Annotated in this window: 26 protein-coding genes and 1 tRNA gene; 17 read left to right on the forward strand and 10 right to left on the reverse strand. The window is 69.9% G+C overall.

Annotation, left to right across the window (positions count from 1 at the left end):
- Window positions 1-54 precede the first annotated feature (54 nt).
- Window positions 55-684: a TetR family transcriptional regulator gene (locus ACQPZX_RS01745; protein ID WP_396033620.1), complete on the forward strand. Its 630-nt coding sequence runs from the start codon at window positions 55-57 to the stop codon at window positions 682-684.
- A 13-nt stretch (window positions 685-697) separates the two neighbouring features.
- Here the strand turns inward: ACQPZX_RS01745 and ACQPZX_RS01750 are convergent, their stop codons facing one another.
- The gene (locus ACQPZX_RS01750) at window positions 698-1,900 is read right to left on the reverse strand and encodes an amino acid deaminase/aldolase (RefSeq protein WP_433384943.1); all 1,203 of its coding nucleotides are present in this window, start codon (window positions 1,898-1,900) and stop codon (window positions 698-700) included.
- Window positions 1,901-2,095: 195 nt separating this feature from the next.
- Between ACQPZX_RS01750 and tmk the strand changes: the two genes are divergently transcribed.
- Window positions 2,096-4,231, forward strand: a complete 2,136-nt coding sequence (gene tmk, locus ACQPZX_RS01755; RefSeq protein ID WP_433373368.1) for a dTMP kinase — start codon at window positions 2,096-2,098, stop codon at window positions 4,229-4,231.
- Between the two features lie 3 nt (window positions 4,232-4,234).
- Here tmk and ACQPZX_RS01760 read toward each other — a convergent pair whose 3' ends face one another.
- Both ACQPZX_RS01760 and ACQPZX_RS01765 read right to left on the reverse strand, forming a co-directional pair.
- The gene (locus ACQPZX_RS01760) at window positions 4,235-5,278 is read right to left on the reverse strand and encodes a peptidoglycan-binding domain-containing protein (protein ID WP_433373371.1); all 1,044 of its coding nucleotides are present in this window, start codon (window positions 5,276-5,278) and stop codon (window positions 4,235-4,237) included.
- A gap of 185 nt (window positions 5,279-5,463) precedes the next feature.
- Entirely contained in the window at window positions 5,464-5,922 is a 459-nt protein-coding gene (locus ACQPZX_RS01765) for a DUF2231 domain-containing protein (RefSeq protein ID WP_433373373.1), read from the reverse strand.
- 401 nt (window positions 5,923-6,323) lie between these two features.
- Here ACQPZX_RS01765 and ACQPZX_RS01770 point away from each other — a divergent pair, with 401 nt between their 5' ends.
- The 7 genes from ACQPZX_RS01770 (at window position 6,324) to ACQPZX_RS01800 (ending at window position 10,530) form a co-directional block, all read left to right on the forward strand.
- Window positions 6,324-6,770 (forward strand): DUF6232 family protein, encoded by a 447-nt coding sequence (locus tag ACQPZX_RS01770; RefSeq protein ID WP_433373376.1) that lies wholly within the window; start codon window positions 6,324-6,326, stop codon window positions 6,768-6,770.
- Between the two features lie 83 nt (window positions 6,771-6,853).
- On the forward strand, window positions 6,854-7,033 hold the full coding sequence (locus tag ACQPZX_RS01775; RefSeq protein WP_433373378.1) for a hypothetical protein: 180 nt from the start codon (window positions 6,854-6,856) through the stop codon (window positions 7,031-7,033).
- 276 nt (window positions 7,034-7,309) lie between these two features.
- The gene (locus ACQPZX_RS01780) at window positions 7,310-7,741 is read left to right on the forward strand and encodes a DUF6232 family protein (RefSeq protein WP_433373381.1); all 432 of its coding nucleotides are present in this window, start codon (window positions 7,310-7,312) and stop codon (window positions 7,739-7,741) included.
- Window positions 7,742-8,291: 550 nt separating this feature from the next.
- Entirely contained in the window at window positions 8,292-8,483 is a 192-nt protein-coding gene (locus tag ACQPZX_RS01785) for a DUF397 domain-containing protein (protein ID WP_433373384.1), read from the forward strand.
- 181 nt (window positions 8,484-8,664) lie between these two features.
- A complete protein-coding gene (locus ACQPZX_RS01790) occupies window positions 8,665-9,588 on the forward strand; it encodes a helix-turn-helix domain-containing protein (protein ID WP_433373386.1) in 924 nt (307 codons plus the stop codon).
- Window positions 9,589-9,638: 50 nt separating this feature from the next.
- A complete protein-coding gene (locus ACQPZX_RS01795) occupies window positions 9,639-9,932 on the forward strand; it encodes a DUF397 domain-containing protein (RefSeq protein WP_433373389.1) in 294 nt (97 codons plus the stop codon).
- 70 nt (window positions 9,933-10,002) lie between these two features.
- Window positions 10,003-10,530: a DUF6226 family protein gene (locus tag ACQPZX_RS01800; protein WP_433373392.1), complete on the forward strand. Its 528-nt coding sequence runs from the start codon at window positions 10,003-10,005 to the stop codon at window positions 10,528-10,530.
- Here ACQPZX_RS01800 and ACQPZX_RS01805 read toward each other — a convergent pair.
- A complete protein-coding gene (locus tag ACQPZX_RS01805; RefSeq protein WP_433373395.1) occupies window positions 10,519-11,637 on the reverse strand; it encodes a geranylgeranyl reductase family protein in 1,119 nt (372 codons plus the stop codon). The two genes, ACQPZX_RS01800 and ACQPZX_RS01805, sit on opposite strands and share 12 nt — an antisense overlap.
- A gap of 63 nt (window positions 11,638-11,700) precedes the next feature.
- Here ACQPZX_RS01805 and ACQPZX_RS01810 point away from each other — a divergent pair, with 63 nt between their 5' ends.
- The 3 genes from ACQPZX_RS01810 (at window position 11,701) to ACQPZX_RS01820 (ending at window position 14,056) form a co-directional block, all read left to right on the forward strand.
- Window positions 11,701-12,276: a TetR/AcrR family transcriptional regulator gene (locus tag ACQPZX_RS01810; RefSeq protein WP_433373398.1), complete on the forward strand. Its 576-nt coding sequence runs from the start codon at window positions 11,701-11,703 to the stop codon at window positions 12,274-12,276.
- The gene (locus ACQPZX_RS01815) at window positions 12,276-13,490 is read left to right on the forward strand and encodes an MFS transporter (RefSeq protein WP_433373401.1); all 1,215 of its coding nucleotides are present in this window, start codon (window positions 12,276-12,278) and stop codon (window positions 13,488-13,490) included. The genes ACQPZX_RS01810 and ACQPZX_RS01815 overlap by 1 nt, the downstream gene beginning before the upstream one ends.
- Before the next feature lie 296 nt (window positions 13,491-13,786).
- Entirely contained in the window at window positions 13,787-14,056 is a 270-nt protein-coding gene (locus tag ACQPZX_RS01820; RefSeq protein WP_433373403.1) for a hypothetical protein, read from the forward strand.
- Between the two features lie 20 nt (window positions 14,057-14,076).
- On the opposite strand, the gene ACQPZX_RS01825 is transcribed toward ACQPZX_RS01820, so the two are convergent.
- Window positions 14,077-15,270: a DNA polymerase III subunit delta' gene (locus tag ACQPZX_RS01825; RefSeq protein ID WP_433373405.1), complete on the reverse strand. Its 1,194-nt coding sequence runs from the start codon at window positions 15,268-15,270 to the stop codon at window positions 14,077-14,079.
- 159 nt (window positions 15,271-15,429) lie between these two features.
- Between ACQPZX_RS01825 and ACQPZX_RS01830 the strand changes: the two genes are divergently transcribed.
- From ACQPZX_RS01830 to ACQPZX_RS01840, 3 genes are read left to right on the forward strand one after another with little or no spacing between them, the layout of a single operon-like run.
- A complete protein-coding gene (locus ACQPZX_RS01830; protein ID WP_433373408.1) occupies window positions 15,430-15,756 on the forward strand; it encodes a YbaB/EbfC family nucleoid-associated protein in 327 nt (108 codons plus the stop codon).
- A 1-nt stretch (window position 15,757) separates the two neighbouring features.
- Window positions 15,758-16,054, forward strand: a complete 297-nt coding sequence (locus ACQPZX_RS01835; protein ID WP_433373410.1) for a hypothetical protein — start codon at window positions 15,758-15,760, stop codon at window positions 16,052-16,054.
- Window positions 16,054-16,644, forward strand: a complete 591-nt coding sequence (locus ACQPZX_RS01840; protein WP_433373413.1) for a hypothetical protein — start codon at window positions 16,054-16,056, stop codon at window positions 16,642-16,644. The genes ACQPZX_RS01835 and ACQPZX_RS01840 overlap by 1 nt, the downstream gene beginning before the upstream one ends.
- A 221-nt stretch (window positions 16,645-16,865) precedes the next feature.
- On the opposite strand, the gene ACQPZX_RS01845 is transcribed toward ACQPZX_RS01840, so the two are convergent.
- Entirely contained in the window at window positions 16,866-18,566 is a 1,701-nt protein-coding gene (locus tag ACQPZX_RS01845) for a hypothetical protein (RefSeq protein ID WP_433373415.1), read from the reverse strand.
- A 159-nt stretch (window positions 18,567-18,725) separates the two neighbouring features.
- Between ACQPZX_RS01845 and ACQPZX_RS01850 the strand changes: the two genes are divergently transcribed.
- A complete protein-coding gene (locus tag ACQPZX_RS01850) occupies window positions 18,726-19,562 on the forward strand; it encodes a PSP1 domain-containing protein (protein WP_433373418.1) in 837 nt (278 codons plus the stop codon).
- Here the strand turns inward: ACQPZX_RS01850 and ACQPZX_RS01855 are convergent.
- Window positions 19,559-21,280 carry a metallophosphoesterase gene (locus ACQPZX_RS01855; protein WP_433373421.1) on the reverse strand — a complete coding sequence of 574 codons (1,722 nt, stop codon included), beginning with the start codon at window positions 21,278-21,280 and terminating at the stop codon, window positions 19,559-19,561. The two genes, ACQPZX_RS01850 and ACQPZX_RS01855, sit on opposite strands and share 4 nt — an antisense overlap.
- Window positions 21,281-21,366: 86 nt before the next feature.
- Between ACQPZX_RS01855 and ACQPZX_RS01860 the strand changes: the two genes are divergently transcribed.
- Window positions 21,367-21,440: transfer RNA gene (locus ACQPZX_RS01860), tRNA-Thr, on the forward strand.
- A 17-nt stretch (window positions 21,441-21,457) separates the two neighbouring features.
- On the opposite strand, the gene ACQPZX_RS01865 is transcribed toward ACQPZX_RS01860, so the two are convergent.
- The 3 genes from ACQPZX_RS01865 to ACQPZX_RS01875 form a co-directional block, all read right to left on the reverse strand.
- Window positions 21,458-21,673: a hypothetical protein gene (locus ACQPZX_RS01865; protein ID WP_433373423.1), complete on the reverse strand. Its 216-nt coding sequence runs from the start codon at window positions 21,671-21,673 to the stop codon at window positions 21,458-21,460.
- A 184-nt stretch (window positions 21,674-21,857) separates the two neighbouring features.
- A complete protein-coding gene (locus ACQPZX_RS01870; protein ID WP_433373426.1) occupies window positions 21,858-22,523 on the reverse strand; it encodes a hypothetical protein in 666 nt (221 codons plus the stop codon).
- 84 nt (window positions 22,524-22,607) lie between these two features.
- Window positions 22,608-23,900 (reverse strand): MFS transporter, encoded by a 1,293-nt coding sequence (locus ACQPZX_RS01875; protein WP_433373428.1) that lies wholly within the window; start codon window positions 23,898-23,900, stop codon window positions 22,608-22,610.
- Window position 23,901: the final 1 nt, after the last annotated feature.

Genomic DNA, 23,901 nt, shown 5'->3' on the forward strand with positions numbered 1-23,901 from the left:
CTCGTTGATCCGAGTAACGTTCCGATTATCACTGCTGAGAGGGAGTGGCGACGCGTGTCGACACCAACCGTCACCACCGGGCCGCTGCGGCGCGTCCCGGTGCAGGGCAGAAGCGTTGCCCGGGTCCAGCGCATGCTCGACGCCTGCGCCGAGCTCGTCGATGAGGTCGGCTACGAAGGCCTGACCACGACGCTGCTCGCCGAACGAGCCGAGGTGGCTATCGGCTCCGTCTATCAGTTCTTCCCCGACAAGCGGGCGATCGTGCAGGCCCTGGCCATGCGCAACATGGACGCGTACCTGCAGGGTCTGTCCGCCCGCTTCGGCAGCGAGACCTTCGCCCACTGGTGGGACGGAGTCGACGCGGCCATCGACGTCTACATCCAGATGCACCGCAGCGTGCCGGGCTTCCGCACGCTGCACTTCGGCGACGTGGTCGACGTTCACCTGCTGGACGTCGAGCGCGACAACAACGCGGTCATCGCCGACCGGCTGGCCGAGCTTCTGGTCGACCAGTTCCAGCTGATCGACCGGGCCCGCCTGCGGTTCGCGCTGCAGATCTCGGTCGAGGCGGCGGACGCGCTGATCAAGCTGGCGTTCCGCCGGGACACCAATGGCGACGAATCCGTGCTTACCGAAGCAAAGGCCCTCATCCGGGAGTACCTTCACCGCCACGTCACCGCCTGAGTGGCCGTAAGGCTCACCCCAGGAACGCATGGCCCTCTCCCCGATACGTCGGGGCCGGCGTCGCGGTCTCACCGTCGATCAGCTGGAGCTCGTTGACGTGCTCGCACAGCTCGCCGGCCTTGGCGTGGCGGAACCACACCCGGTCGCCGGTGCGCAGCGTGTCGGCGACCTCGCCGAGCAATGGCGTCTGCACCTCGCCGGCGCCCTCGTCGGGCTTGAACCGCAGCCCCTCCGGTAGGTAGGGCTGCGGCAGGCGGGACTGCTCGGCCGGGCCCGAGGCGATCCAGCCGCCACCGTGCACGGTGGCGATGCGCGGCGCCGGGCGGCGCACGACCGAGAGCGCGAAGAAGGCGGCCGGGGTGGGCTGCCAGCTCCGGTACGCGTCGAAGAGCGTCGGACCGTACAGCCCCGAACCGGCGGTGACCTCGGTGACCGCCGGGTCCGCGCTGGTGGCGGCCACACTACCGGTCCCACCGCCGTTCACGAACTCGAGATCGGCGTGCTCGCGCACCGCCGCGACCGCGTCGGCGCGCCGCCTCAGCAGCTCGGGGTACGAGCGGGACTGCATGAGCCGGATCGCCCGCCCGCGCAGCGCCTGGCGGGGCGGCGCGTCGCCCACCCCGGCGATCTGCGCTTCGTAGGACATCAGCCCGACCAGCTGGAAGCCGGGCCGCTCGACCAGGCGGCGGGCGAGGGCGGAGGCCTGCGCGGCCGAGTGGATCGGCGAGCGGCGCACGCCCACGTGCAGCGGGCCGGGCTTCCAGGAGGAGTCGAGGTCGATGCAGAGCCGCACGTCCGGCCGCTTGCCGGGCGCGGTCACCCGGTCGACCACGTCGAGGTGGGCGGAATTGTCGACCATGAGAGTGATCGACCCGGCCAGGGCCGGGTCGGAGGTCAGCGCGGTGATCGCCCTGCGGTCCACTGTCGGGTACGCGACCAGGACGTCGTCGGTCACCCCTTCGCGGACCAGCCAGACCGCCTCGGCCAGCGTGTACGCCATCACGCCGTGCCAGCCCGGCCGGGCCAGCACCCGCTCGATCAGCTGCCGGCAACGCACCGACTTGCTGGCCACCCGCACCGGCTTGCCGCCGGCCCGGGCCACCAGTTGGGCCGCGTTGTCGTCGAAGGCGGCCAGGTCGACCGCTGCGACCGGCGTCTCGAGGTCACCGGTCGCCCGGTCGAGGCGCTTCTGCAGCGTGCTGCGGTCTCGGGGGATCACGCGAGCACGGTAACGCCTTCATCGAGCAATGCGAAAGACCTTCACTTTTGCGTTACCCGAACGTGCGAAACCCGGCACGTCGAGGTCGCCGGATAGAGTGCACCCTGCGGATTCACGGGAGGTACGGCCATCGACACCGAAACGCGCGAAACCGGACCTGTCGACTTGTCGGGGGCCGCGGCGCTGCGGTCAGTGCTGCGCATCAGGCCGTTCCGGCGACTGTGGCTGGTGCTCGGCCTCGCCTCGTTCGGCGACTGGATCGGCCTGCTGGCCACCGGCATCTTCGCCGCCGCGCAGTTCCAGAGCAGCGCGGGGCAGGGCGCCGCGTTCGGCGGCACCATCGCCGTACGGCTGCTGCCCGCGCTCTTGCTCGGCCCGATCGCCGGTGTCTTCGCCGACCGGTTCGACCGCCGCTACACGATGGTCATCACCGACCTGCTCCGGTTCGTGTTCTACGGCTCGATCCCGGTCGTCGCGCTGGTCGGCGCCTCGCCGGCCGTCGTCGTCGCCTGGGCCACCATCGCCACCTTCATCGGCGAGACGATCACGCTGATCTGGATCCCGGCCAAGGAGGCCGCGGTCCCCAACCTGATCCCCAAGTCGCGCATCGAGATCAGCAACCAGCTCACCCTGGTCACCACGTACGGCATCACGCCGATCCTGGCCGCGCTCGCGCTCTCCGCGCTGACCGCCGGGGTCCAGCAGTCCGGCGTCACGCTGCCCGACTGGGCGCAGCCGGTGCAGCTGGCGCTGTACCTGAACGCGTTCTCCCGCCTCGCCACCGCGCTCACCGTCTTCTTCGGCATCAAGGAGATCGGCGGCAAGAGCGCCGAGCGGGAGCGCGAGGCGCAGCAGAGCATGTTCCGCCAGTTCCTGGACGGCTGGAAGTACATCGGCGGCACCCCCCTCGTACGCGGTCTGGTGCTCGGCATCTTCGGCGCCTTCGCGGCCGGCGGCGTGGTGATCGGCGCGGCCAAGACCTTCGCCACCTCGCTGGGTGCCGGCGAGGCCGCGTTCTACCTGCTCTTCGGCACGATCTTCATGGGCCTCGCGGTCGGCATCGGCCTCGGCCCAATGATCATCCGCGAGTTGTCCCGGCGTCGCTGGTTCGGCATGAGCATCGTGCTGGCCAGCGGCTCGGTGATGTTCCTCGGCCTTGCCTTCCACCTGTCCATGGCGCTCGTCGGCGCTCTGCTGGTCGGCGCCGGCGCGGGCATGGCCTTCCTGGCCGGCACCACGCTGCTCTACGGCGAGGTCGACGACGCCGTCCGCGGCCGGGTCTTCGCGGTCGTGCAGATCGGCGTGCGGATGGTGCTGCTGCTGGCCATCACGCTCTCCGGCTTCCTGGTCGGCCTGGGCAGCTCCCGCCGGGTCGACCTGGGCGCCTTCAGCTTCGACGTCTCCTTCACCCGGGTGCTGCTCCTGGTCGCCGGCGCGATCGGCATCTGGGTCGGCATCAGCTCGTTCCGGCAGATGGACGACAAGACCGGCGTGCCCGTGCTCGCCGACCTGTGGGGCTCGATCCGCGGCCGCCCGCTCGCCCCGGCCGAGGAGTTCGTGCGCACCGGGGTCTTCGTGGTCTTCGAGGGCGGCGAGGGCGCCGGCAAGTCCACCCAGGTGGAGCGGCTCGCGGCGGGGCTGCGCGAGGAGGGCCACGACGTCGTGGTGACCCGCGAGCCCGGCGCCACCGACGTGGGCGCCCGCATCCGTCAGCTGGTGCTCGACAAGAGCGAGTCGCCGGCCCCGCGGGCGGAGGCCCTGCTGTACGCGGCCGATCGCGCGCACCACGTGGCGACCGTCGTGCGTCCGGCGCTGGCTCGCGGCGCCGTCGTGGTCAGCGACCGGTACGTCGACTCTTCGCTGGCCTACCAGGGCGCGGGCCGTACCCTGCCGGTCTCCGAGATCTCCTGGCTGTCCTCGTGGGCGACCGGCGGCCTCAAGCCCGATCTGGTCGTGCTGCTCGACGTCGACCCGGGCGTCGGCCTGAGCCGCGTCGACGCCCGCGGCCAGGGCCAGGACCGCCTCGAGTCGGAGTCCCGCCAGTTCCACGAGCGGGTCCGGTACGCCTTCCTCGACCTGGCCGCCGCCGACCCCAAGCGCTACCTGGTGCTCGACGCGGCCCGCCCGGCCGACGAGATCAGCGCCGCGGTCGGCGAGCGCCTCGCCGGCCTGCTCGCGGCCGCGCCGCCGCCCCCGGCGCCCGCCTCCACCGACCTGCCGCCCGGCCCCGACCTGACCGCGCCGGACCTCATCGAGGAACCTCCCCTGGAGGAGATGGCCGAGCTGCTCGGCGTCGAGGACGAGATCCCGCCGCACCGCCGGAAGTGAGGCTCACCCGGAGGTCGCCGGGCTCGGCGCGGGTGGGGTCGTGACCTTCTTCTGAACGGCGGCGATGGTCGCCGCGTCGACCTCGCCGGTGGGCTTCACCTTCAGCTCGGTCTGGAACGCCTTGAGCGCCTCGGTCAGCTCCGGCGTCCACGTGCCGTCGACCGCTCCGGGCCAGAAGCCGGCCAGCTTCAGCGTCTGCTGGACCGCCGCGGTCGAGGCGACGGCCTGCTCGGCCGCGGCGCCGCCCTTCGCCTCCAGGTCGGCCTGGAGCGCCGCGTCGGTGGCCTTGTCCACGGTTCCGGTCACCGGCAGGTCGTGCTTCTTCTGCAGCGCCGAGACGGCGTCCACGGTTGTCGGCCCGTACACCCCGTCGATCTCGCCCTGGTAGTAGTCGGCCTCGGCGAGCGACTTCTGCAGGGCCAGCGTGTAGTCCCGGACCGCACGGTGGGCCTGTTCCTGCTGCTCGTCGTCGAGGCAGCCGGCCTCGTCGAAGAGCCGCAGCCAGGCCATCTCCAGCGCCACCGCGGCGGCGTTGAACTGCTCGGAGGCGTCCTCGACCGGGCTCTGCGCGTTGATGCCCTTCTGCGCGGCGGTGAAGTCGGCGTCGGCCTGCTTGACCCGGTCGACGGTGGCGACGGAGACGGGCGGCGTCGCGCTGGGCGACGGTTCCGCCGAGGCCGAGGCCGAGGGCGGCGGGGAGAGCGAGGCCAGCTCTTTCTCGGCGTCGGCGACGGCCTTCTTCGCCTCCTGCACCTGTTTGGCGCCCGAGACCACCTCGTCGCGGGGCTCCTCGAGGTCGGCGCCCGCCTCGGTGACGTCGCCGACCGTCGGCGCGGTGCCGGTGAGGACGTCGCCGTAGCGGTCCAGGGCCTGGATGTAGGTCGCCGTGGAGCGGCAGAACCCGTCGACCTGAGCCGCCAGCTCGGTGCGCGCCTCGTCGAGGGCTTCCCGGCTCTTCGCCACCTGGTCCGCGTCGCTTCCGCCGCAGCCGGCCAGCGCCAGCGTGACGATGCCGGCCGCGACCAGCGGCCATCGAGGTTTGATCACGTTACCGGCGGCGGTCGTTGCGGCGTCGCAGGATCACGACGGTCCCGGCGACCACCAGCAGGATCGGGAGCACCAGCCCCCAGAGCAGCAAACCGTTCACGGCAACCCCTCCCATGGTCCGCGTCGCGACCCAGGGTCGGGCACGGCTCACGGGAGGGGATCACCCCTGCCGGATGAAGGGGCTCCTAGTAGCCGCGATTTCCCACCGCCGCCTTGGCGAAGGCGGGGGTGCGCCCGTTGGCCAGCTCGCCGCCGAACCAGAGGCCGAAACCGGAGATGGCCAGGGCCAGCAGCTCGATGAGCAGCAGTCCGACGCCCGCGGCACGGTTGGGCGCCCCGATGCGGACCATGAGAATGACGGCGAACAGAACCAGCACGCCCATGTTGAGCAGGACGCGAAGGACGCCGATGCGCTTCGTCACCGGGCGGCGGACGAAGGCGAGGTCGATAGCGCCGGCCACCATCGCGAGGAACCCACCGGCCAGGCCGGCCACGATGTTCCAGTACGCGAGTGCGCCCAGCATGCCCGGGCCACCGAGCAGGTTCGCGACGTCGAAGATGACGGCCATCGTGAACAGTCCCAGCGGGAACATCACCAGGATGGGTTGCACCGCTTGACCCGCGATGCTCAGGCGGCTCTCCATGCGGTCATCGCCCTTCCTACCTGCGTAAATCGTAGGTTCGTCGTGGCATCCGTGTGAGGCCTACCCGGTGCATACGTCAATGAAACGCCGCAGAAGGGCAGGAGTGACGCGTGCTACTCCCTGCTAACCGGCTTGTACGCAATCTGCAACATGGCAGATTGAGAAGTAGCGGACAGCCGGGTGGCGTGCTCTACTACCAGTAGAGCATCAAGGGCGGAGTGGCAGGGGAGACACCGCAACGGCACCCGGCGGCAACCGGGTGCCGTTGTCACCTCTAGAGCTCCGTCGTCGAGACGAGACTCGACAAAGAACAGCGACACGAGCGAGGCGGGGAATTCTCTCTTTGCCAATGGTGGCTCGCATATCCCTGACTCGCAAGGCAGTCAGGGAGGGAGTTCGCCATGCGCATCTACTATCGTGCGCCTGACGTGGTCGTGACCAGCGAACTCTTCGTCCGGCACGGACCGTCGCCCGGACGATTCGCGATCCGCGACCTGCGCGATGTCGGCATCGCGCCCGCCGTTCCGGAGGGTGTACGCCCCGGAATCGTCGTTCTTCCCGCCGCCGCGGCCGTCCTGGTCGCGGCGGCGGTCGTCTCGGTGGCCGGCGGGGTGCTGGTCGCGGTCGCCATCGCGGTCTCGGCCTGCGCGGCCGGCATGGTCTTCGCGATGGTGCACCAGCATCGGCCCCGGCGTTGGGAGCTGCGCGCGACGTATGAGGGGCGCGAAGTGACGCTCTACGCCTCGGCCGACGACCGCGTGTTCAACCAGGTCGGCCGGGCGCTGCTACGGGCGATCGAGGCCGGGCGTCAGTGGCCGCCGCACACGAACGGTGCTGCTGCCGCGTGACGTTTCCGTCGTTTCCGACGTGACCGGATTGTCGGATGAGTAGGATGTGTGCCCTCAGGGGCTCACCGAAACCGGAGAACGACATGAAGCCCTATGTAGCGGTAATCCTGGTGCTCATCTCCATCATTCTCGGCCTCATCTGCTACATCATCACGGATGCCCAGGGCGTGGGCAGGTATCGGGCCGCGGTGGCGGGCCTGGCCGTGCTGGGTAGCAGCTGCACCCTCGAATTTCTGATCGCCAATTCCGTGCAGTCCACCTGACCTGCGAAAACGTTGATCCGGCCGGATCGGCTTGTGCGCAGTCTGCTAGATGGCAGGTTGAGCGGTAGCGGGGAGACTGGTGGCCATGCTGTACTCGATACAGACAGTCCGGAGGGCGGATTTTCGGAGGGGAGATCCAGAACGGCACCTGGCGGCAACCAGGTGCCGTTTTTCCCTCTACGGGAATGACCGCCTGGGCAAGCGAGGTGGGAATTCTCTCTGTGTCGCTCCTTCCTCGCCGGATTTCCACTGGGGAACCGAGGGGGGAAGACGGAAATGCGCACCTACTATCGCGGACCTGACGCCGTCATCACCGACACCCACTTCGTCTGGCAGAGCCCGGCGGTCAAGATCTTCGCCATCGACGACCTCGACGACGTCCGTCTGGAGCGCACCGTTGGCGGCGGACCGTCCGGGGTGGAGTTCTCGTTGGGCTTCGGCCTGCTCATCCTCGCGGTCGTCGCCGGGCTGAAGTTCGGTGCCATGGCGGCCACGCCGCTGGTCGTCGCGATCGTCGGGGTTGCCCTGTTCGCCCTGCGGCGCCGGGGCAGCGGGCACGCCTGGGAGATCAGGGCGCGGTACCGCGCCGAGGACGTCACTGTGTACACCTCGCCCGACCCGCGGATCTTCAATCAGGTGACGCGCGCGCTGCGGCGCACGATCGAGCGACGCGCCCTGCGGCAGTCCTACGGACTCGTGGCCGGCTAGCGGGAGCCCTGGTTACCAGGTGCTATAGCGGACCGTCAAGATTTGATGACGCGATGACCGGGTCGAGTTTTTGGGAAACGCCGTATGCGGATTTCCCATCTGGTACGACGGTAAGTAAGCTATCGCGCGACCTCGCTGGATGCATCATGTCATCCAGCGATGTCGCAGGTTATCTGCCGTCCCCAACATCATCTTCTCGAAGCTGAAGGACCTCATGGTCGAGGTTGACGCGCTCACTGATGCGCGACGTCGCTTGCGCTCGATGCCGCATGCGCCGATGGGTTGCCCGACCGTGGTCGCCGGGAAGATGAGCCGAGCGGACGCAACCTTCGAGGTTTCACGATCAACAGAGTCGCTGCGATCGGCTAGGTCGCGCGCCGTAATGATCGTTGTCAAAAGCTCTGGAAAATTGCCGATAGGAAAGATGACACGATCATTTTGTCTGGAGGCTGGTCAATGAGTTGGGATGACGACAGCATCGTAACCATTCCAGGGGTGGCAAGGTTCTAGCACGCGAAAACACCGCCGACTCGGAAGGTCAGGCTTTCAAGTGAACACCGATCAGATGCCACAGTGGCAGAAGAGCAGCTACTGCGGCAGCAGCGCATGCGTCGAGGTCGCGACGACCTCGGACGCTGTTCTCGTTCGCGATTCCAAGAACCCGCAGTCCGCACCGCTCGCCTTCACCACCGATGAGTGGGTTGCCTTCGTCAAGGGCGTCAAAGCAGGGGAGTTCAACTAAACGACTCACCGCCGGGCCGCCTCGCCGCGGGCCGTTCTGAGGGTCGGCCGCCGCACTGGATTAGACACAATGTTTTGTTCCGGTGCGGCGGTGTATAACATGGTGCCATTGCTGATCACCGGGCACGCGACCAGCGAGCCGGCAGATCCGATGCGTGGCAGCGAGAGATTGGCGAGGAGCAGTGGCCGAGGAGGTTTCGCCGACGATTGCGCGCTACAAGGTGCGCCTGGCGATACGTGACGCCCGAGACCGCGCCAACGTGACTCAACCGCAGGTGGCCGAGGCCATGGAGTGGTCCCTCAGCAAGGTCATCCGGATTGAGAACGGTGATGTCAGCATCGCGCCGAACGATCTTCGCCCCCTTCTGGGCTTTCTCGAGGTCAGGGATCGTGCCGTCGTCAACGAGCTGCTGGAGCTGACCAAGATCGCGCGGAAGAGGCCGCGGGGCGAGTGGTATCAGAAGCCCGGTGTCAAGGAACACATGACGGCCCCGATGCTCCGCCTGGTCGAGTTCGAGGCCGAGGCGGTGGAGATCCGCTACTACCAGGTGTATTACATGCCGGGCCCGCTGCAGGTTCCGGCGTACACGTGGGCCAACCTGGCGAATTTCGAGCAGGACGACATCCTCGTGGAGACACGCCGGATGCGTGCCCAGGCAAGGGAGCGGCGCCGCGAGGCCGTTCTGGCCCGGCTCGGCAGTGGGCTCCACATTTACGCACTGCTCGACGAGTCCGTGCTCCGCCGCCCGATCGGTGGCCCCGAGGTATTTCTCGAGCAACTCCAGGATCTGCACGATCTGATCACCGCTGACAAGATCAAGCTGCGCGTGCTCCGATTCGACAGCGGCTACACGGTGACCAACAACGCCACGTTCGACCTCCTGACCCTCGAATCGGGTAAGGAAGGGGAGCGCAACGAGGTGCTGTACGTGGAGACCGGGTTGCAGGACGAGATCATCGATGATCGCTCGGTGCAGAAATACCACGATCGTTTCGACAAGATCTGGCACGCCGCCGCCACCGAGGAAGAGACGCTCGACTTCCTCGCCGATCGCATCAAGACCCTCCAGGATCAGGTGCGAGCGACCTCGGTAAATACGACATAATTCGCTAATCCGGCGTTATGCCGACCGGCAACTTGCTCGTTCCGTGATGAATGTGGCATAGACGCATATTCACTCACGTAAACTTCTCCAGCCTCTTCCGATGCTCCCTTACCGTGGATGGCGGACACCGTCTGGAGGTGCAGAAATTGAACAGGCCAACGAAACACGCGCAGTGGCAACGATCATCGCGGTGCGGGACTGGTACCTGCGTCGAGGTTGCCGAGGTCGATGGCCAAATCTGGGTGCGCGACTCGAAGGCCCAGGACGGGCCGGCGCTGTCTTTCACCAAGGAGGAGTGGACCGCCTTCGTCGACGGGGTCGCCGACGGCGAGTTCCGCTACTGAGTCCTTCATCATTCGCCAAGCTCCCGCGTACCGGCAGCCGCCCCTGGCCGGGCGGGGCATACTGGCGCAGGTGAGGGCTTTCCCGCACGCAACCGACACCGGACGCTTCGCGGTCTTGCATGACGCGGCGGAGACGCTGCTCGACGATCTGCACGAGCGCTACATGGTGGAGCGGCGGGAGAGCAAGGAGCGCTTGGGGGCCGAGGAGGCCCTCGTGCGCATGGTGCGGCTCATTCCGCGTACGCCGGCGGCCGGTCCTCTCGCGGTCGCCTTCACCGACTTCCCCGGGCTGATGGTCCGCCTCGGCCGCTGGTGGGTCGACATGTTGCCGGCCTGCGGGTGCGGGGCCTGCGCCGAGGAACCCGCGGAGCTCATCGGGGTGCTGCGCGGTCAGGTCGGCGCGCTGATCGAGGGCGGGCTGTGGGAGCGCGTGCGGCGCGGGGTCGGCGGGTCCTGGTTCGAGACCCGGCTGATCGGCGTGGGGCTCAGCGCGCGCCGCGAGGGGCCACTGACCAGCCGGGATGCCCGGGACGCCCGGCGGGGTGGGTTCGCCGCGCCGGTGCGGTGGGCGCCGTGGCCCCGCCGGCTATGCGCCTAAGAGCCTGACCGCGGTGCGGATGACCGGCCGCTCGATCACGCTGGCCATCGCCAGCCGGCCCCGGCAGAACATCTCGAACGCGCGCCAGCCGACCGGCATCGCCATGGCGGCATGGATCAGCATCGGCCGCCTCATCTGGATGGCCAGCAGTCGTCGGCCGGCGGCCATCTCGGGGGCGAGCTCTCGTTCGACGCGCTGCTCGTAGGCGGTCAGGTCGCCGGACGCGGCCGCGGCGCCGGCCCACGAGCCGGAGCGCAGCGCGTAGCTGATCCCCTCCCGCGTCCACGGCTCGAGCAGGCCGGCCGCGTCGCCCGCGACGATCACCCGGCCGCTACGCAGCGGCGAGTCTGGGCGGCGGCAGCGGGTCAGATGGCCGGAGTCGCGCACGACGCGGCGGTCGGTCAGGCCGAGCTGGGCGACGAAGTCGCGAAGGTACCGCTTGGTCTCGGCGCCGTGCCCCTTGGTCATGATGACGCCGACCGTGAGCTGGTCGTTCTTCGGGAAGACCCAGCCGTACGAGCCGGGGAACGGGCCCCAGTCGAGCAGCACCCGGCCGCGCCAGTCGCGGCGGTCCTGCTCGGTGGCCTCCAGTTCCAGCTCGAGGCCGAGATCCTGCTGATCGAAGGTGACGCCGGCGTGGCGGGAGGTGACGCCGGCCGAGCCGTCCGCCCCGATCACCGTGCGGGCCACGATCTCCTCGCCGCCGGCCAGGGTCACGGTCGCGGTCTCGTCGTCCTGGGCGATGGACCTGACCTGGGACTCCTGGCGGACGGTGGCGCCGGCCTTGACGGCCGCCTCGTACCAGGCGTGGTCGAAGTCGTCGCGGCTGACCATGGTGAGCAGCGGGCCGCCGCGGGCGTGCCGGGTGAAGGTGCGCCGGCCGCCGCGGGTGAAGGTGACCGCGTCGATCGTGTCGCGGCCCGGGACGGTCTCGATGCGGGGCTCGGCGATCGCGAGGGACGTGCCGATCAGGCCGCCGCCGCAGGTCTTGTAGCGCGGGTGGGTCGCGCGTTCCAGCACGACCGTGGTGGCGCCGGCGGTGGCCGCGGCGTGCGCGGCGGCTAGTCCGGCGGGTCCGGCCCCGACCACAGCGACATCCCAGATCACGAGCGGAGAGTCTAGTCAGCCGAGTTGTGTACGAGCGTACATATGCTGTGTACGATCGTACGCATGAACACGCGGACCATTCCCGTGGCGCGGTCGCCGCGGCGGTACGACCCCGAGCGCAAGAGCCGGATCGTGGACGCGGCCATCGACGTCGTCGCCGCCCACGGGGTCGCCGGCACCACCATGCGCCGGATCGCGGCCGTCGCCGACGTGCCGCTCGGCTCGCTCACCTACCACTTCGAGGGCCTCGACGACCTGCTGGCGCAGGCCTTCGAACGGCACGCCGAGCGGATGTCGCCGCTCTACGAGGCGCATTTCGAGGACGTACGCGACCGCGAGGGCTTCATCGACGCGGTGACCGACCTGATCCACGGCGGGGCGAGCATGGATCCGCGGGACTGGGTCGTCGCGTACGAGCTCTATCTCGCCGCCCTGCGTGACCCGGCGCTCCGAAGCGTGACCGAGTCCTGGATGCGCCGGTCACGCGCCGTGCTCGAGCGGTTCGTCGATCCGGTGACCGCCCGCGGCGTGGACGCCCAGATCGAGGGCATGGTCATGCATCTGACGCTGTCCACCGCCACCTTCGACCGCGCCGACACCCGGGAGATCGTCGCCCGCCTGCTGGAGGACACGCACTGATGAGCACGATCGAGATGGTCGCGACGCCGGTCCGGCAGGCGACCAAGGCGGTGTACACGGCGTTCATCATGCTCGGCTTCGCCGGGGCGAGCTGGGCGTCACGGATCCCGCAGGTACGCGACGAGCTGTCGCTGACCCCGTCGCGGCTCGGCTTCGTGCTGCTCGCCATCGCGGCCGGCTCGATCGTGGCGCTGCCGCTCGCCGGGCAGATCGTTGCCCACTTCGGCTCGCGGCGCACGGTCACCGTGATGGCCGTGATCCTCTGGATCGCGATCTCCGGCGTGGCCCTCGGCTACGAGTTCGGGGTGCTGCCGGTGGTGCTCGGGCTGTTCTGCTTCGGCTTCGCCAACGGCGCCTGGGACGTCGCGATGAACGTGCAGGGCGCGGTCGTCGAGCGGCGGCTCGGGAAGGCGATCATGCCGCGCTTCCACGCCGGCTTCAGCGTCGGGACCGTGGCGGGCGCGCTGGTCGGCGCTCTCGCGGTGGCGGTGCACCTCTCGGTCACCATCCACCTGCTGGTCGTCGCGGCGGTGGTCGCGGTCGTGGTGATCGCCTCGGTGCGGTCGTTCGGGCCGGACGAGGACCCCGCGGACGTCGTCCCCGACGAGCCCGCGCACGCCGTGTCCGCGCCGTCCAGCCGGCTGCGCCGCACCCTCGCCACCTGGCGGGAGCCGCGGACCGTGCTGATCGGCCTGTTCGTGCTGGCGTTCGCCTTCACCGAGGGCGTCGGCATCGACTGGATCAGCGTCGCCATGATCGACGGGTACGGCGTGCCCGCCACCGTCGGCACCCTGGCGTTCGCCGTGTTCCTGGCCGCGATGACGGTCGGCCGCTGGTTCGGGCCGGGCTGGCTCGATCGCTACGGCCGCGTCCCGGTCGTCCGCGTGCTCGCGGTGGTCAGCGTCGCCGGCCTCGCCCTGTTCGTCTTCGGTCCGTGGCCGGCCGTGGCCTTCGCCGGGGCGCTGCTGTGGGGCTTCGGGGCGTCGTTGGGCTTCCCGGTCGGCATGAGCGCGGCCGCCGACGACCCGGCCCACGCGGCGCCGCGGGTGAGCGTGGTCGCCACCATCGGGTACTGCGCCTTCCTCGGAGGGCCGCCGCTGATCGGCTTCCTCGGCGACCACTACACGGTGCTGAAGGCGCTGCTAGCGGTGATGGTGCTGCTGGTCGTGGCGATCGCCCTGGCGAACTCCATCAAGCCGTTGAAGGCACGGTAAGCGAGCACGCTCACACCACTCTTCGTGACGCCGGATTCACCCTTGTGTTGAGTCGTTGCAGTTGGTTAGCTCAGCGGTGACGACCCAGTGCTCGTTGCAGTGTCCGGCCCACGAGGGAGAGACACCGCAACGGCACCCGGCGGCAATCGGGTGCCGTTGTCATCTCCGAGCGGAGCCGGCGGGTCTACTCCATTCCGGTACAGGCGTGTCCTCTTGCGCCGATAACACCTTGACGCGTACGGAGCCGAGTCCCGACAGGACTCGGCTTCCTGCATTTCCTGCATCCGGCGGTGCACGTGAATCTCACGCAGGCAGTCATATTCATCGTTGCCGGCCCGACCGCTGCCATCGTCGCAGGGACGATCGAGCGGATGTGGGTCCTCCACCAACTCCTCAAGCGCTGCAAGACCATCGACGACCTCGAGCGGGCGTTCGCGGCGGCAGCTCTCACGCGGGCCCTTCACCCTGACGGCGGGATGGCGGTGCCCTGGAAACGAACCTCGCATGCCGTCAGTCGAGCCGAACCCTCGAACGCCAATGCCGCCGAGATCGACGATTCGTCGTAGGCCGGTCGAACCCTTCGCGCTCAGCCGCGCCAGAGGGTGAGCATCATCGCCTCCACGGCGATGTCGGGCTTGACGTTCTGATCGATCGCGTCCCGGCAGGCCAGGACCGCCTCCAGGCGGCGCAGGGTGCTCTCGGCGGTCCACTTGCCGGCGGCTGCCCCGGACTGCTGGGCCACGTCGGTGTGCACGATCGGGACCGGCGCCTTCAGCGTGGTGACCAGGACGTCGCGGTAGAAGCCGGCCAGGTCGACCAGCGCCCGGTCGAGGGCGTCCCGCTTCGAGCGGGTCGCCCGGGATTTCTGCCGCTTCTCCAGGTCTTTGATCTGGCCGGCGGCGCCGCGCATCGCCCCGGCCGCGCCCCGGCCGGTGCCGCCGGCGCCGAGAGCCTGCTCCAAGGCCGAGCGCTCGGCGGCGTCGGACTCGGCGAAGGACTCGGCCGCCTCGGCCTCGGCCGCCTTGATCAGGGCGGAGGCGGCCTCGTAGCAGGCGCCGACGCCGGTCAGGCGGCGCGGGACGGCCAGCACGGCGTCGCGGCGGCTGCGCGCGTCGGAGTCTCGGGCCAGGCGCTTTGCCCGGCCGACGTGGCCCTGGGCGGCCGCGGCGGCCCACGAGGCGACGTCTTGGGCGACGCCGTCGCGGCGGGCCAGAACCTCGGCGACGGCGTCGGCGGGCGGCTGGCGGAGGGTGATCACGCGGCAGCGGGAGCGGATCGTCACCGAGATGTCGTCGGGGTGGGTGGACGGCGCGCACAGCAGGAACACCGTGCGGGGCGGAGGCTCCTCGATCGCCTTGAGCAGGGCATTGCCGGCCTGCTCGGTGAGGCGGTCGGCGTCCTCGATGACGACGACCTGCCAGCGGCCGCCGGATGGGGCGCTGGCGGCGCGCAGCACCAGGGCACGCATCTCGTTGACGCCGATGGAGAGGCCCTCGGGAACGACGAAGCGGACGTCGGCGTGGGTGCCACCGAGCGCGGTGTGGCACCCGTGGCACTCGCCGCAGCCGACGCCGTCGCGCTCGCACTCCAGGGCCGCGGCGAACGAGCGGGCGGCGACCGAGCGGCCGGAGCCGGGCGGGCCCGTGAAGATCCAGGCGTGCGTCATCGCACCGGCCGTCACCTGCTCGCCGGCCACGACCCGGGCGGCGGCTCCGGCGGCGCGGCGCAGCGTCTCGACCGGCTCGTCCTGGCCCACCAGGTCAGCGAAGACGTCTGTCACGGCACTGATGGTATTGCGCGGGTCCGACAACTCTTCAACGAGAGGCCGGAACGGGTTATCCACAGAGGACAACTGGGCGTAGCGGAGGAGTGACCGTTACAGGTACGGTCTGGTCCCGGAAAGCGACGACGTGCTGACGCGCGGTGAGGAGCCTGTGGGATGGCGCGCGAGATCGACGAGGGGTGGATCGACGATGCAATCGATCGGTATCGACGCCTTGATGAGTTGCGCAGCGAGTTCAAGCAGGTCGTGGCGTCGCATTCCGTGTCGGTTCATTCGCCGGACGATTCGATCGAGGTAGTGGTCACGGCTCAGGGAGAGATCACCGACGTGCGTATCACCGGCTCGCTCCAGCATCGGAGCGCCAGCGAGTTCGCCCGTGAGATCCAGGCCGTCGTGACCAAGGCCTCGGAGGCTGCCCGATGGGCTCGGGCCAAGCTGCACGAGGAGTTCTTCGGCCGGCTGCACCCGCTGAAAGAGGATTGAGATGAGTCACCTCGCCGACCGGCTCGACCGGGCGGCCGACACGTTCGCGACGGTCGACCGCCGGCTCCCGGCCCTGGCCGTCACGGCGTCCGCCTTCGGCGCCGACGACGCCGGCATGCCGGGCCGTCTCGGGCACGAGTTGCATCGCCGGTGGGCCGCCGTGCTCGAGGCGCGCGGCCGCGAGGCTGCCGATCTCGCGGGGCAGCTCGCCGAGGCGGCGGGCGCGGTGCGGGCGGCGCACCGGGCTTACGCCGAGACCGACGAGGCGGTCCGCCGGCGCATCGGCCGGGAGATGTGATGGATCGTCTCGACTCGGTGCTCGCTGTCGCGGCGCCGCTGCTGTCACGGGTCGACGACCTGCTCGGCACGATGGGGGCGCCGGCCGATCACGAGGTGTGGCGGCAGCTTCGACGCGTACGGCTGCTGCCAGGCGACGCGGCGCGGACGGTGGCCGCGTTGCGGCCCGGTGAGTTCGACGACGCGGTGGGCCTGTTGCGCGCCGATGCCCGGGCCTGCGCCGACGTGGCCGCCGAGCTGCCGCCGCCGGAGGAGTGGGAGGGCGAGGCCGCGGAGGCCTACGCCGAGCTGCGCGGGCGGGTGGCCGACCGGCTGAGCGGCGACGGCGAGAGTCTGGACGAGCGGCTGGAGGCCTCGGCCGACCTCGCCCAGGCGCTGATCGACTGGATGGCGAAAGCGCGGGCCGACCTGGCGGTGGCGCTGGCCACGGCGCTCGGGTCGGAAGAGGCGCTGGCGCTGGCGGCCGACGACGCGCCGGAAGCGGCGGCCGGGGTGGGCGCCCACGTGCTACGGACGATCGCGGAAAGCTACGCGGAGGCCGACGATCTGCTCCAGGCCTCCGCGGAGTTGGCCGAGGCCATCCCGATGTAGGAGGGCCGGATGTGGGCGCGGCGCCGCATTCGGGTTCGTTGCTCCGAATGCGACGCCGCGTCCTCCTGCACCCCCCACAGGTGTTGCCCACTCAACGCCATTCATCGACCGTTGTCTCGGCCTCCGGGCCGGATCGGGACGCTCGGCGGAGCAGGACGGCACGACCGTCGATGCGGGCTCGGCCGTCGGGGGATCGATGGCTGTCCATCTGGGTGATTGCGTCAGGAGTGCGATCGACGCCGACGCTTGCCGAAGACCACGGCGGCCGCCCCGCTGAGCAGCAACGCGATGCCTCCCACGGCCAGCCCGGCGACCCCGGGACCGGTGATCGGGAGGCCACCGGCGGCGCCCGACGTGTCGGCCGGGGCGGTGCCGCGCTCGGGAGCGACCGCGGCCGCCTCCAGCAGACCGAAGGCGAGATCGAGCGAGGCTGTGGCGGGCTTGCCGCCGTACCCGGACTTGGTGCGATCGCCGGAAACCGCGCCACCCTGGGTGATCGACACCTGGATCGCGGTGGCGCGGGCCGCGATGGCGCGGCCCTTCGTGGCCCGCCGGGCGCTGCCCAGCTCGATGTGCACCCGCGTGCCGACGGCCGGCGTGGACTCGGTGACCGGGCTGGGGGCGCTCACCGTGGGCAGGCCGGGCACGTGCGGCAACGGCAGCGGCCGGCTGGCGGGGCGCAGGCCACCCAGGCCCGCGGCGTCGAGCACCCCCGACTCGGTCGCCTGCCGGTCCGGGCGGAGCGTCACGTCGGCCGACTCGCCGGCCGCGTCGAGGCGCTTGGTCGCGATGCCGTCGCCGGAGATCTCGATCTGCGCGGGCCGGTACCGCACGTCGCCACCGTCGGCGCCCATGCTCGCCACCAGCTTCGGCGCCCTCAATACCCGCAGCCGCACCTTCCCGCCGGCCAGCTCGACGCGTCCGGCGGTCACGGTGGCCGAGGCCACCGAGTGGGCACTGCCGGCGCGTCCCTCCAGCGCCGTCGTGCTCAGGCTTGCTGCCTTTTCCGGTACGCGTACCAGAGCGCTCTCCGGTCCACTGAGGACGCCGGCCCCGTTGACCGCCGATTGCGCGCGAGCGGTCTCGCCGACCGCCTGGCCGCAGGCCATCGCCGCATCCCACCGGGCGTGGCCGGACAGCTCGCCCCGTCCGAGCTTCAGCGGGCCGGCCTTTCCGGCGGAGGTGGAGCGGGTCATCGGCTTGGCATTGTTCGGCGGCGCCTGCTGCAGGACCGGCTCGGTCCAGGACGACTTGCCGTCCGCCTTGCCGTCGAGGACGCGGGCCACCGCCGCGGACTTGATTTTGGAGGTGCCGACCATCGCCGTACGCGCCTCGCCCAGACCGACATCGCTCAGCCGCGCCGTCTTGGCGGCCGGGCGGGCCGGGTCCTCGTCGTTCGGGTTGTCTGCGGTGGTGTCGTCCGTGTCCGGGACCTCCGCGACGACGCTGCCGCCGCCCATGCCGCCGGTGTCCTCATCGGACTCGTCGGCCGGCCCGGCGCCGCCGGCATCGGGCTCGGCGCCGCCGGCATCGGTCTCGGCGGACTCGCCGTTGACCGCGCGCGGCAGGATTGGGTTGGTCGGGTGCAGGATCGACTCGAGCAGCTGAGACCCCGCCAAGCCGATCCCCTCGCTCAGGGTGTCGCTGTCGTCGGGGTTGTCCTTCGTCGGGTCGACGTTCCCGTCCAGGACCCGGGCGGCAGCACCCGCCGGCGGCCCCGAGTCCTCGGTCACCGGCCGTTCCGCCTCGCCGGCGCGGACCTCCAGCCGATCGATGCGGAGCAGTTCGGCGCCGGACTGGGCCGCGTAGCTCTCGGCCCTCTCACACGGCGCGGGCGCGCCGAAGGCGGGCAGCGGCGCGGCTACCGAACCGGCGAATCCGAGTGCTGCGACACTGGCGGCCAGCGACCTAGCGGGCTTCATGGCAGTTCCCTCCCGAAGTGTTCCGCGATGGGTTGGCGTCTACGGGTCTGCCCAACGAAGGTCGATCTGGGCGGTTGCGTCGTATCTATGCGACAACCCCAGCGGGTAGTTCAAAGCCGACATTTGGTACGGCCGATCTGCCGTCGTAGGGTGGTGTCCATGGGCATGCTGTGCGCGGTCAGCTTCAATCGGTATGGCCGTCTCTACTACCTCGATCCGGGCGACTTCTCGCCCCAGGTCGGCGACCGGGTGCTCGTGCCCACCGACGACGGGCCCGAGGTGGCGGAGTGCGTCTGGGCGACGCAGTGGGTCGACGAGGACACGTCCGGGTTCCCCAAGGTGGCGGGCCTGGCCGGCGACGACGATCTGCGCCGCGACGAGCTGCTGCGCAAGCGCAAGGCCGAGGCCAAGGTCGCCGCAAAAAAGCTGATCAAGGCACACGAGCTGCCGATGAAGGTGGTCGCCGTCGATCACGTGCTCGACCAGGGCGGTTCCGGCGGCCCGCGCACGACGATCTACTTCACCGCGCCGCACCGGGTCGACTTCCGCTCGCTCGTACGCGATCTCGGAGCGACCCTGCACTGCCGCGTCGAGCTGCGGCAGCTGTCGGCCCGCGACTCCGCACGGGTGCAGGGCGGCATCGGCTCCTGCGGCCGCGACCTGTGCTGCGCGACCTTCCTCACCGACTTCGAGCCGGTCACGATCCGGATGGCGAAGGATCAGGACCTGCCGCTCAACCCGCTGCGCATCTCGGGCGCCTGCGGCCGCCTCATGTGCTGCCTCAAATACGAACATCCTTTGTACCAAAAGTTCCAGGCGTCGGCCCCCGCCGTCGGCACCCGGGTCACCACTCCGGACGGCGACGGCCGGGTGGTGGCGCACAGCGTGCCGAAAGACGAGGTCGTGGTCCGCATGGACGCCGACGGGTCGCGTTGCTCGTGCAGCCGGGCCTCGGTGTGCGGCCCGCGGCAGAGCCATGAGGAGCGCTACAACTAGCGCACCCGGATAGGCGTCTCGATGCGGTGGGCGACCAGCGGGGCGTCCGGGCGCAGCCAGGAGCTGTGCGGCTCGGCGTCCGGGTCGGGCGCCCACTTCTTGCAGATCTTGTCGATGCCGATCGGGTGGATGGTCAGCGAGCCGTCGGCGGCGATGTGCAGGCGCAGGAAGCTCTTGGCGTCCTCGATGCCCTGGCCGGCGAACAGCTCATTGACGTTCACCTGGAACTGGCCGGCGATCAGCAGGTAGAGCGCGCACAACTGGGTCGACAGGAAGCCGATGATCGGCAGATAGATGACCGCGGCCACCGCCAGCGGCGCCGGGCCGGTCCAGTTGTGCGGCGGCAGTTGCAGCCACACCCAGGTGCCGAGGATGGCCAGGCCGATCTGGGCGAAGCCGTGCCCCAGCCCGAACAGCCAATGCCGGGCGTGATTGTTGAACGCGGCGCCGGGCGGCCGGGCAAACAGCACCGTGCCGGCCAGGATGATGAAGACCATCAGGCCGAGCGGGATCGTGAAGAGCCGCTGGATGCTGCCGCCCTGGCTGGCCGCGCCGGCCATGGCCAGCATGGTCAGTGTCTGGATGATGCCGAGCATGGTGGCGAAGCCCGGGTTGCGCGCCGGAACCCGGCGGAAGACTCCCCAGCTCATCCGCCGTGAGGTGGCGGCGTCGGGGAAGCGGCTCTTCAGCTCGTACTCCCGGCTGCGGCTCTTGCTGCGGGTCAGCGTCTCCTCGGGCGGGACGGTGAGCTTGCCCGGCAGCTGGTGGGTGCCCAGCAGGTACGCCCCGCCGCCGCCGCATGTGATGAGCTGCCGGTCGGGCCCGTCGTACCGCGCGTAGTGGTGCAGGTCGCCGGAGACCAGGACCCGCACGTTCGCCCCGGTGGGCGCGAGGATGGTGCGGATGAAGTAGTCGGTCGCGTCGTACGCGTTGGGATCGTCCGCCGCCTTGACCCACTTGGGCGAAGGGGTCATCAGGATGACCCTGTCCTGCGGACCGACGTGGCGGGCCGCCTTCTCGAAGTACAGCAGCTGCGGATCGTCGATGTACGCCCCGAACTGCTCGTCCATCGCGAACAGCCACCAGTCCGCGGGCAGCTTGACCGCGAAGTACGACCGGCGCTGCTGGGTGCGCCAGCCGCCGATGTGGCCGTCCTTACGGCGCGCGAACAGGCGCAGGAACGCGGTGAGACCGTCGTACCAGTCGTGGTTGCCCGGCAGCACGAACATCGTGGGCCGTGGCTCGCCGGCCGGCGGCTCGGGCAGCGCCGCGCGGTAGGGCCCCTTCATCCGGCTCTCGTACCCGTCGCCGCTGGCCAGCGGGTAGACCTGGTCGCCGCCCATCAGCAGCAGCCGGCCGCGGGGCAGCTCGTCACCGTCGATCTCCAGGCGCGGCTGGGCGAGCAGCCAGGCTATCGAGTACGTCGCGTGGAAGCCGTCGCCCAGGTCGGCCACGTAGTCGAGCCACATCTCGCCGTCGGCGGTCGCCGAATGGTCGAACCACTCGCCGTCCAGCGAGTTCTGCAGCTCGCGCTTGTCGAGGTACGCCCCGAACAGGATCGCCAGCAGCGCGCGCAGCCCCGTGCTGAGCAGCAGCAGCGGCGCGAGCCAGCCCACCGGCCGTTGCGGGGTGAAGCCGAGCTCCTTGGGATCCATGCTGCGCGGGCGGGGCGGGACGACGTGCTCCGCCTCGACGGGCCGGGGGTGATCGTCGGTCACGCCTGGCACACTAGTCCCGGCGGACGACCCAAAGCAGTGCCCGGGTCAAGACTCCGGGGACGGATACCGTACACTTATCCATCGTTGCCGCCTTAGCTCAGACGGCTAGAGCGACGCACTCGTAATGCGTAGGTCGACGGTTCGATTCCGTCAGGCGGCTCAGGTACGAAGCCCAGGTCACCGACCTGGGCTTCGTCGTTTCCTGAGGTCGATCACCGCGCCGCCGAGGGCCGTAGTCCGCGAATAGTCCGCACGGCGGCTCGCCACCGCGTCCAGGTTGTCGCCGAACAGCCCCGCGTACACGTCCAGGGTCATCGACGCCGAGGCGCGCCCGAGCATCCGCTGAACCGCTTTCACGTTCGCGCCGGCGCGCTCGTTGACCGCAAAGATCATTCGGAGCGCGTCGATCGCCTGGGCGAGCCCACGAACCCTCGCCGCCCGTCCGGTCGGCTCGAACGGCTCGTTCTCGAAGATCTCTCCGCGTAGTCGTAAATGGTCTACAGCATCGACGTGTCCAGATAGATCCGACGGGGAAGCGACGTCAACGCCCGGACCGGATCCTCGTAGGCAGGTGCCGTCACGACAAGGCGCCGTCGATTGTCGCCACGACACTCGGGTCGGCACAAAGGTCGATCAGCGCAATAGCGCCGTCCGTGAACTCGCCGACGATTGTCGTCACGAGCACGCCGTTGACCGCCCACTCCCGCATCTGACGCAGCTCGTCGTCACTCGGCCGGGGCATCTCCACCCGACCGGGCTGGAGCGGCGCCTGGGAGGCGACGACAACGCAGGTCCCACCGCCGGTAGCCAGCGGGATCCGGCCTATGAAGGTGCTGTGATCGGCGTTCCTCCCCGGCCAGCTGTCGTTCAGGTTCGCGCCCGGCCGCTCAATGAAGATGCTGAAGACCGTGCTCATCTGGGTCTCGAGGGCCACCGGAACGAGCACGACTTCCTGGGGCGCCGGGTCCTTCCGGTGAGCGGCCACGATGGGTTCCACGATCCCGACGGCCCTGGTGTACCCAGGTGCCACCTCGGCAGGCCTCGTCCACGTCACCTGTGTCTTGCCGCTCTCCTTCATGTGCCACTGGCCGGAGGCGTGAAGACTAAAGTGCCACTTCTTCCCATACGCCTCGCGCTCCAGAAAGAGCTCGGGCTGCTTAACCCCAGCGCGTAGTCGCCAGTACGATGACCGCTTGCCGTCGGTGGTGATCCCGAACTTTATCGTCGGGCTGTGGTTGTTCACGGTGAGTGACGGTACGTCGCAGGTCTGCTTGCGACAACTGGGTTTCGGTGGTCCGACCGGGGCTTCTGCCGTTCGCGGAGTGCGTCAGACCTCGGCGGAACGCGCGGTGCTTGCGGCGAGCCACTCCTCGTCGGCGGCTTTCTTCAAGGCCAAGCCGTGCTCGCCGTCGTAGCGACGGAAACGGGGCAGGGCCACGGCCAGGGCTGCGCTGCCGGCTATGCAGAGGACGCCGCCCAGCCAGATCGAGCCGGTCACGCCCAGGCGGGTTCGGGCCATCAGACCCGAGCGGAGCTGGCCCAGCAGCGGGCCCGTCGTGTAGGAGAGCATCTCGATGCCGGCCAGGCGGCCCCGGAGGTGGTCGGGGATGGTCTGGCTCCACATGATGGAGCGGAAGATGCCGGAGATCATGTCGGCGCCGCCGGCGAAGGCCAGGCAGAAGAGGGTCAGCCACAGGGTGTTGGAGAGGCCTACGCCGACGATGCCGAGGCCCCAGAAGGTGGCGGCGACGAGGACCATCAGGCCGTGGCGGTGGACCCTGGCCGTCCAGCGTGAGGTCAGGGTGGCGATCAGCGAGCCCACCGACGGGGCGGCATAGAGGAGGCCCAGAATGCGAGGGCCGCCCAGTTGGGTCGCCAGGAACGGGTAGAGGGCCTGGGGCATGCCGAAGAACATGGCGTTGATGTCGACCAGGTACGTCCCGAGCAGCTCGGGGCGGGACTTGGCGTAGCGCAGGCCGGTGATGACCGAGCGGATCGACGGGCGGTCGGCGGCGGGCGGGGGTGGGACGGCGCGGACCAGGGTCAGGCAGGTCAGAGAGACGGCGAAGGTCAGCAGGTCGAAGGCGTACACCCAGGTCAGGTCGACGGCGGAGATCAGCAGGCCGGCCAGGGCGGGGCCGCCGAGCTGGGCGATCTGCATGCTCAGTGACTGCAGCGCCATCACAGCGGGTAGCTGTTCGGGCTCGACCAGGCGGGGGACCATGGCCTCGACGGCGGGGCGTTGCAGGCCGTCCACGCAGGCGGCCAGGGCGGCGATGACGTAGAGCAGCCACAGGTGCGGGCGGTCGGAGAAGGCGTTGAGCAGCAGGACGCCAGTGAGGACGGTCAGGCCCAGCTCGCCGCCGCGGACCAGCAGGCGGCGGTCGACGTAGTCGGCGAGCGCGCCGCCCACGAACGCCATGACCAGGAGCGGCACCAGTTCGCAGACGCCGAGCAGGCCGACCATGAGGGGGTCGTCGGTGAGCTTCGCGACCTGGTACGGGATGGTGACGTACGTGATGAACGACCCGAAAGCCGACACCGACCCACCCAGAAAGACCAGGCGGTAGTCGCGGGAAGTTCGTAGCGGGCTCAGATCGAGACCCAGGCGCTTGCTCACG

The organism is Actinoplanes sp. CA-142083 (genome assembly GCF_050942195.1).
In the GTDB taxonomy this organism is placed as follows: domain Bacteria; phylum Actinomycetota; class Actinomycetes; order Mycobacteriales; family Micromonosporaceae; genus Actinoplanes.

Bases quoted from the DNA above. Each gene is read 5' to 3' on its own strand.
- ACQPZX_RS01765 (WP_433373373.1), bottom strand. From the start codon at position 5,922: ATGGAGAGCCGCCTGAGCATCGCGGGTCAAGCGGTGCAACCCATCCTG.
- ACQPZX_RS01770 (WP_433373376.1), top strand. From the start codon at position 6,324: ATGCGCATCTACTATCGTGCGCCTGACGTGGTCGTGACCAGCGAACTC.
- ACQPZX_RS01775 (WP_433373378.1), top strand. From the start codon at position 6,854: ATGAAGCCCTATGTAGCGGTAATCCTGGTGCTCATCTCCATCATTCTC.
- ACQPZX_RS01780 (WP_433373381.1), top strand. From the start codon at position 7,310: ATGCGCACCTACTATCGCGGACCTGACGCCGTCATCACCGACACCCAC.
- ACQPZX_RS01795 (WP_433373389.1), top strand. From the start codon at position 9,639: ATGTGGCATAGACGCATATTCACTCACGTAAACTTCTCCAGCCTCTTC.
- ACQPZX_RS01810 (WP_433373398.1), top strand. From the start codon at position 11,701: ATGAACACGCGGACCATTCCCGTGGCGCGGTCGCCGCGGCGGTACGAC.
- ACQPZX_RS01815 (WP_433373401.1), top strand. From the start codon at position 12,276: ATGAGCACGATCGAGATGGTCGCGACGCCGGTCCGGCAGGCGACCAAG.
- ACQPZX_RS01830 (WP_433373408.1), top strand. From the start codon at position 15,430: ATGGCGCGCGAGATCGACGAGGGGTGGATCGACGATGCAATCGATCGG.
- ACQPZX_RS01835 (WP_433373410.1), top strand. From the start codon at position 15,758: ATGAGTCACCTCGCCGACCGGCTCGACCGGGCGGCCGACACGTTCGCG.
- ACQPZX_RS01840 (WP_433373413.1), top strand. From the start codon at position 16,054: ATGGATCGTCTCGACTCGGTGCTCGCTGTCGCGGCGCCGCTGCTGTCA.
- ACQPZX_RS01845 (WP_433373415.1), bottom strand. From the start codon at position 18,566: ATGAAGCCCGCTAGGTCGCTGGCCGCCAGTGTCGCAGCACTCGGATTC.
- ACQPZX_RS01850 (WP_433373418.1), top strand. From the start codon at position 18,726: ATGGGCATGCTGTGCGCGGTCAGCTTCAATCGGTATGGCCGTCTCTAC.
- ACQPZX_RS01865 (WP_433373423.1), bottom strand. From the start codon at position 21,673: ATGATCTTTGCGGTCAACGAGCGCGCCGGCGCGAACGTGAAAGCGGTT.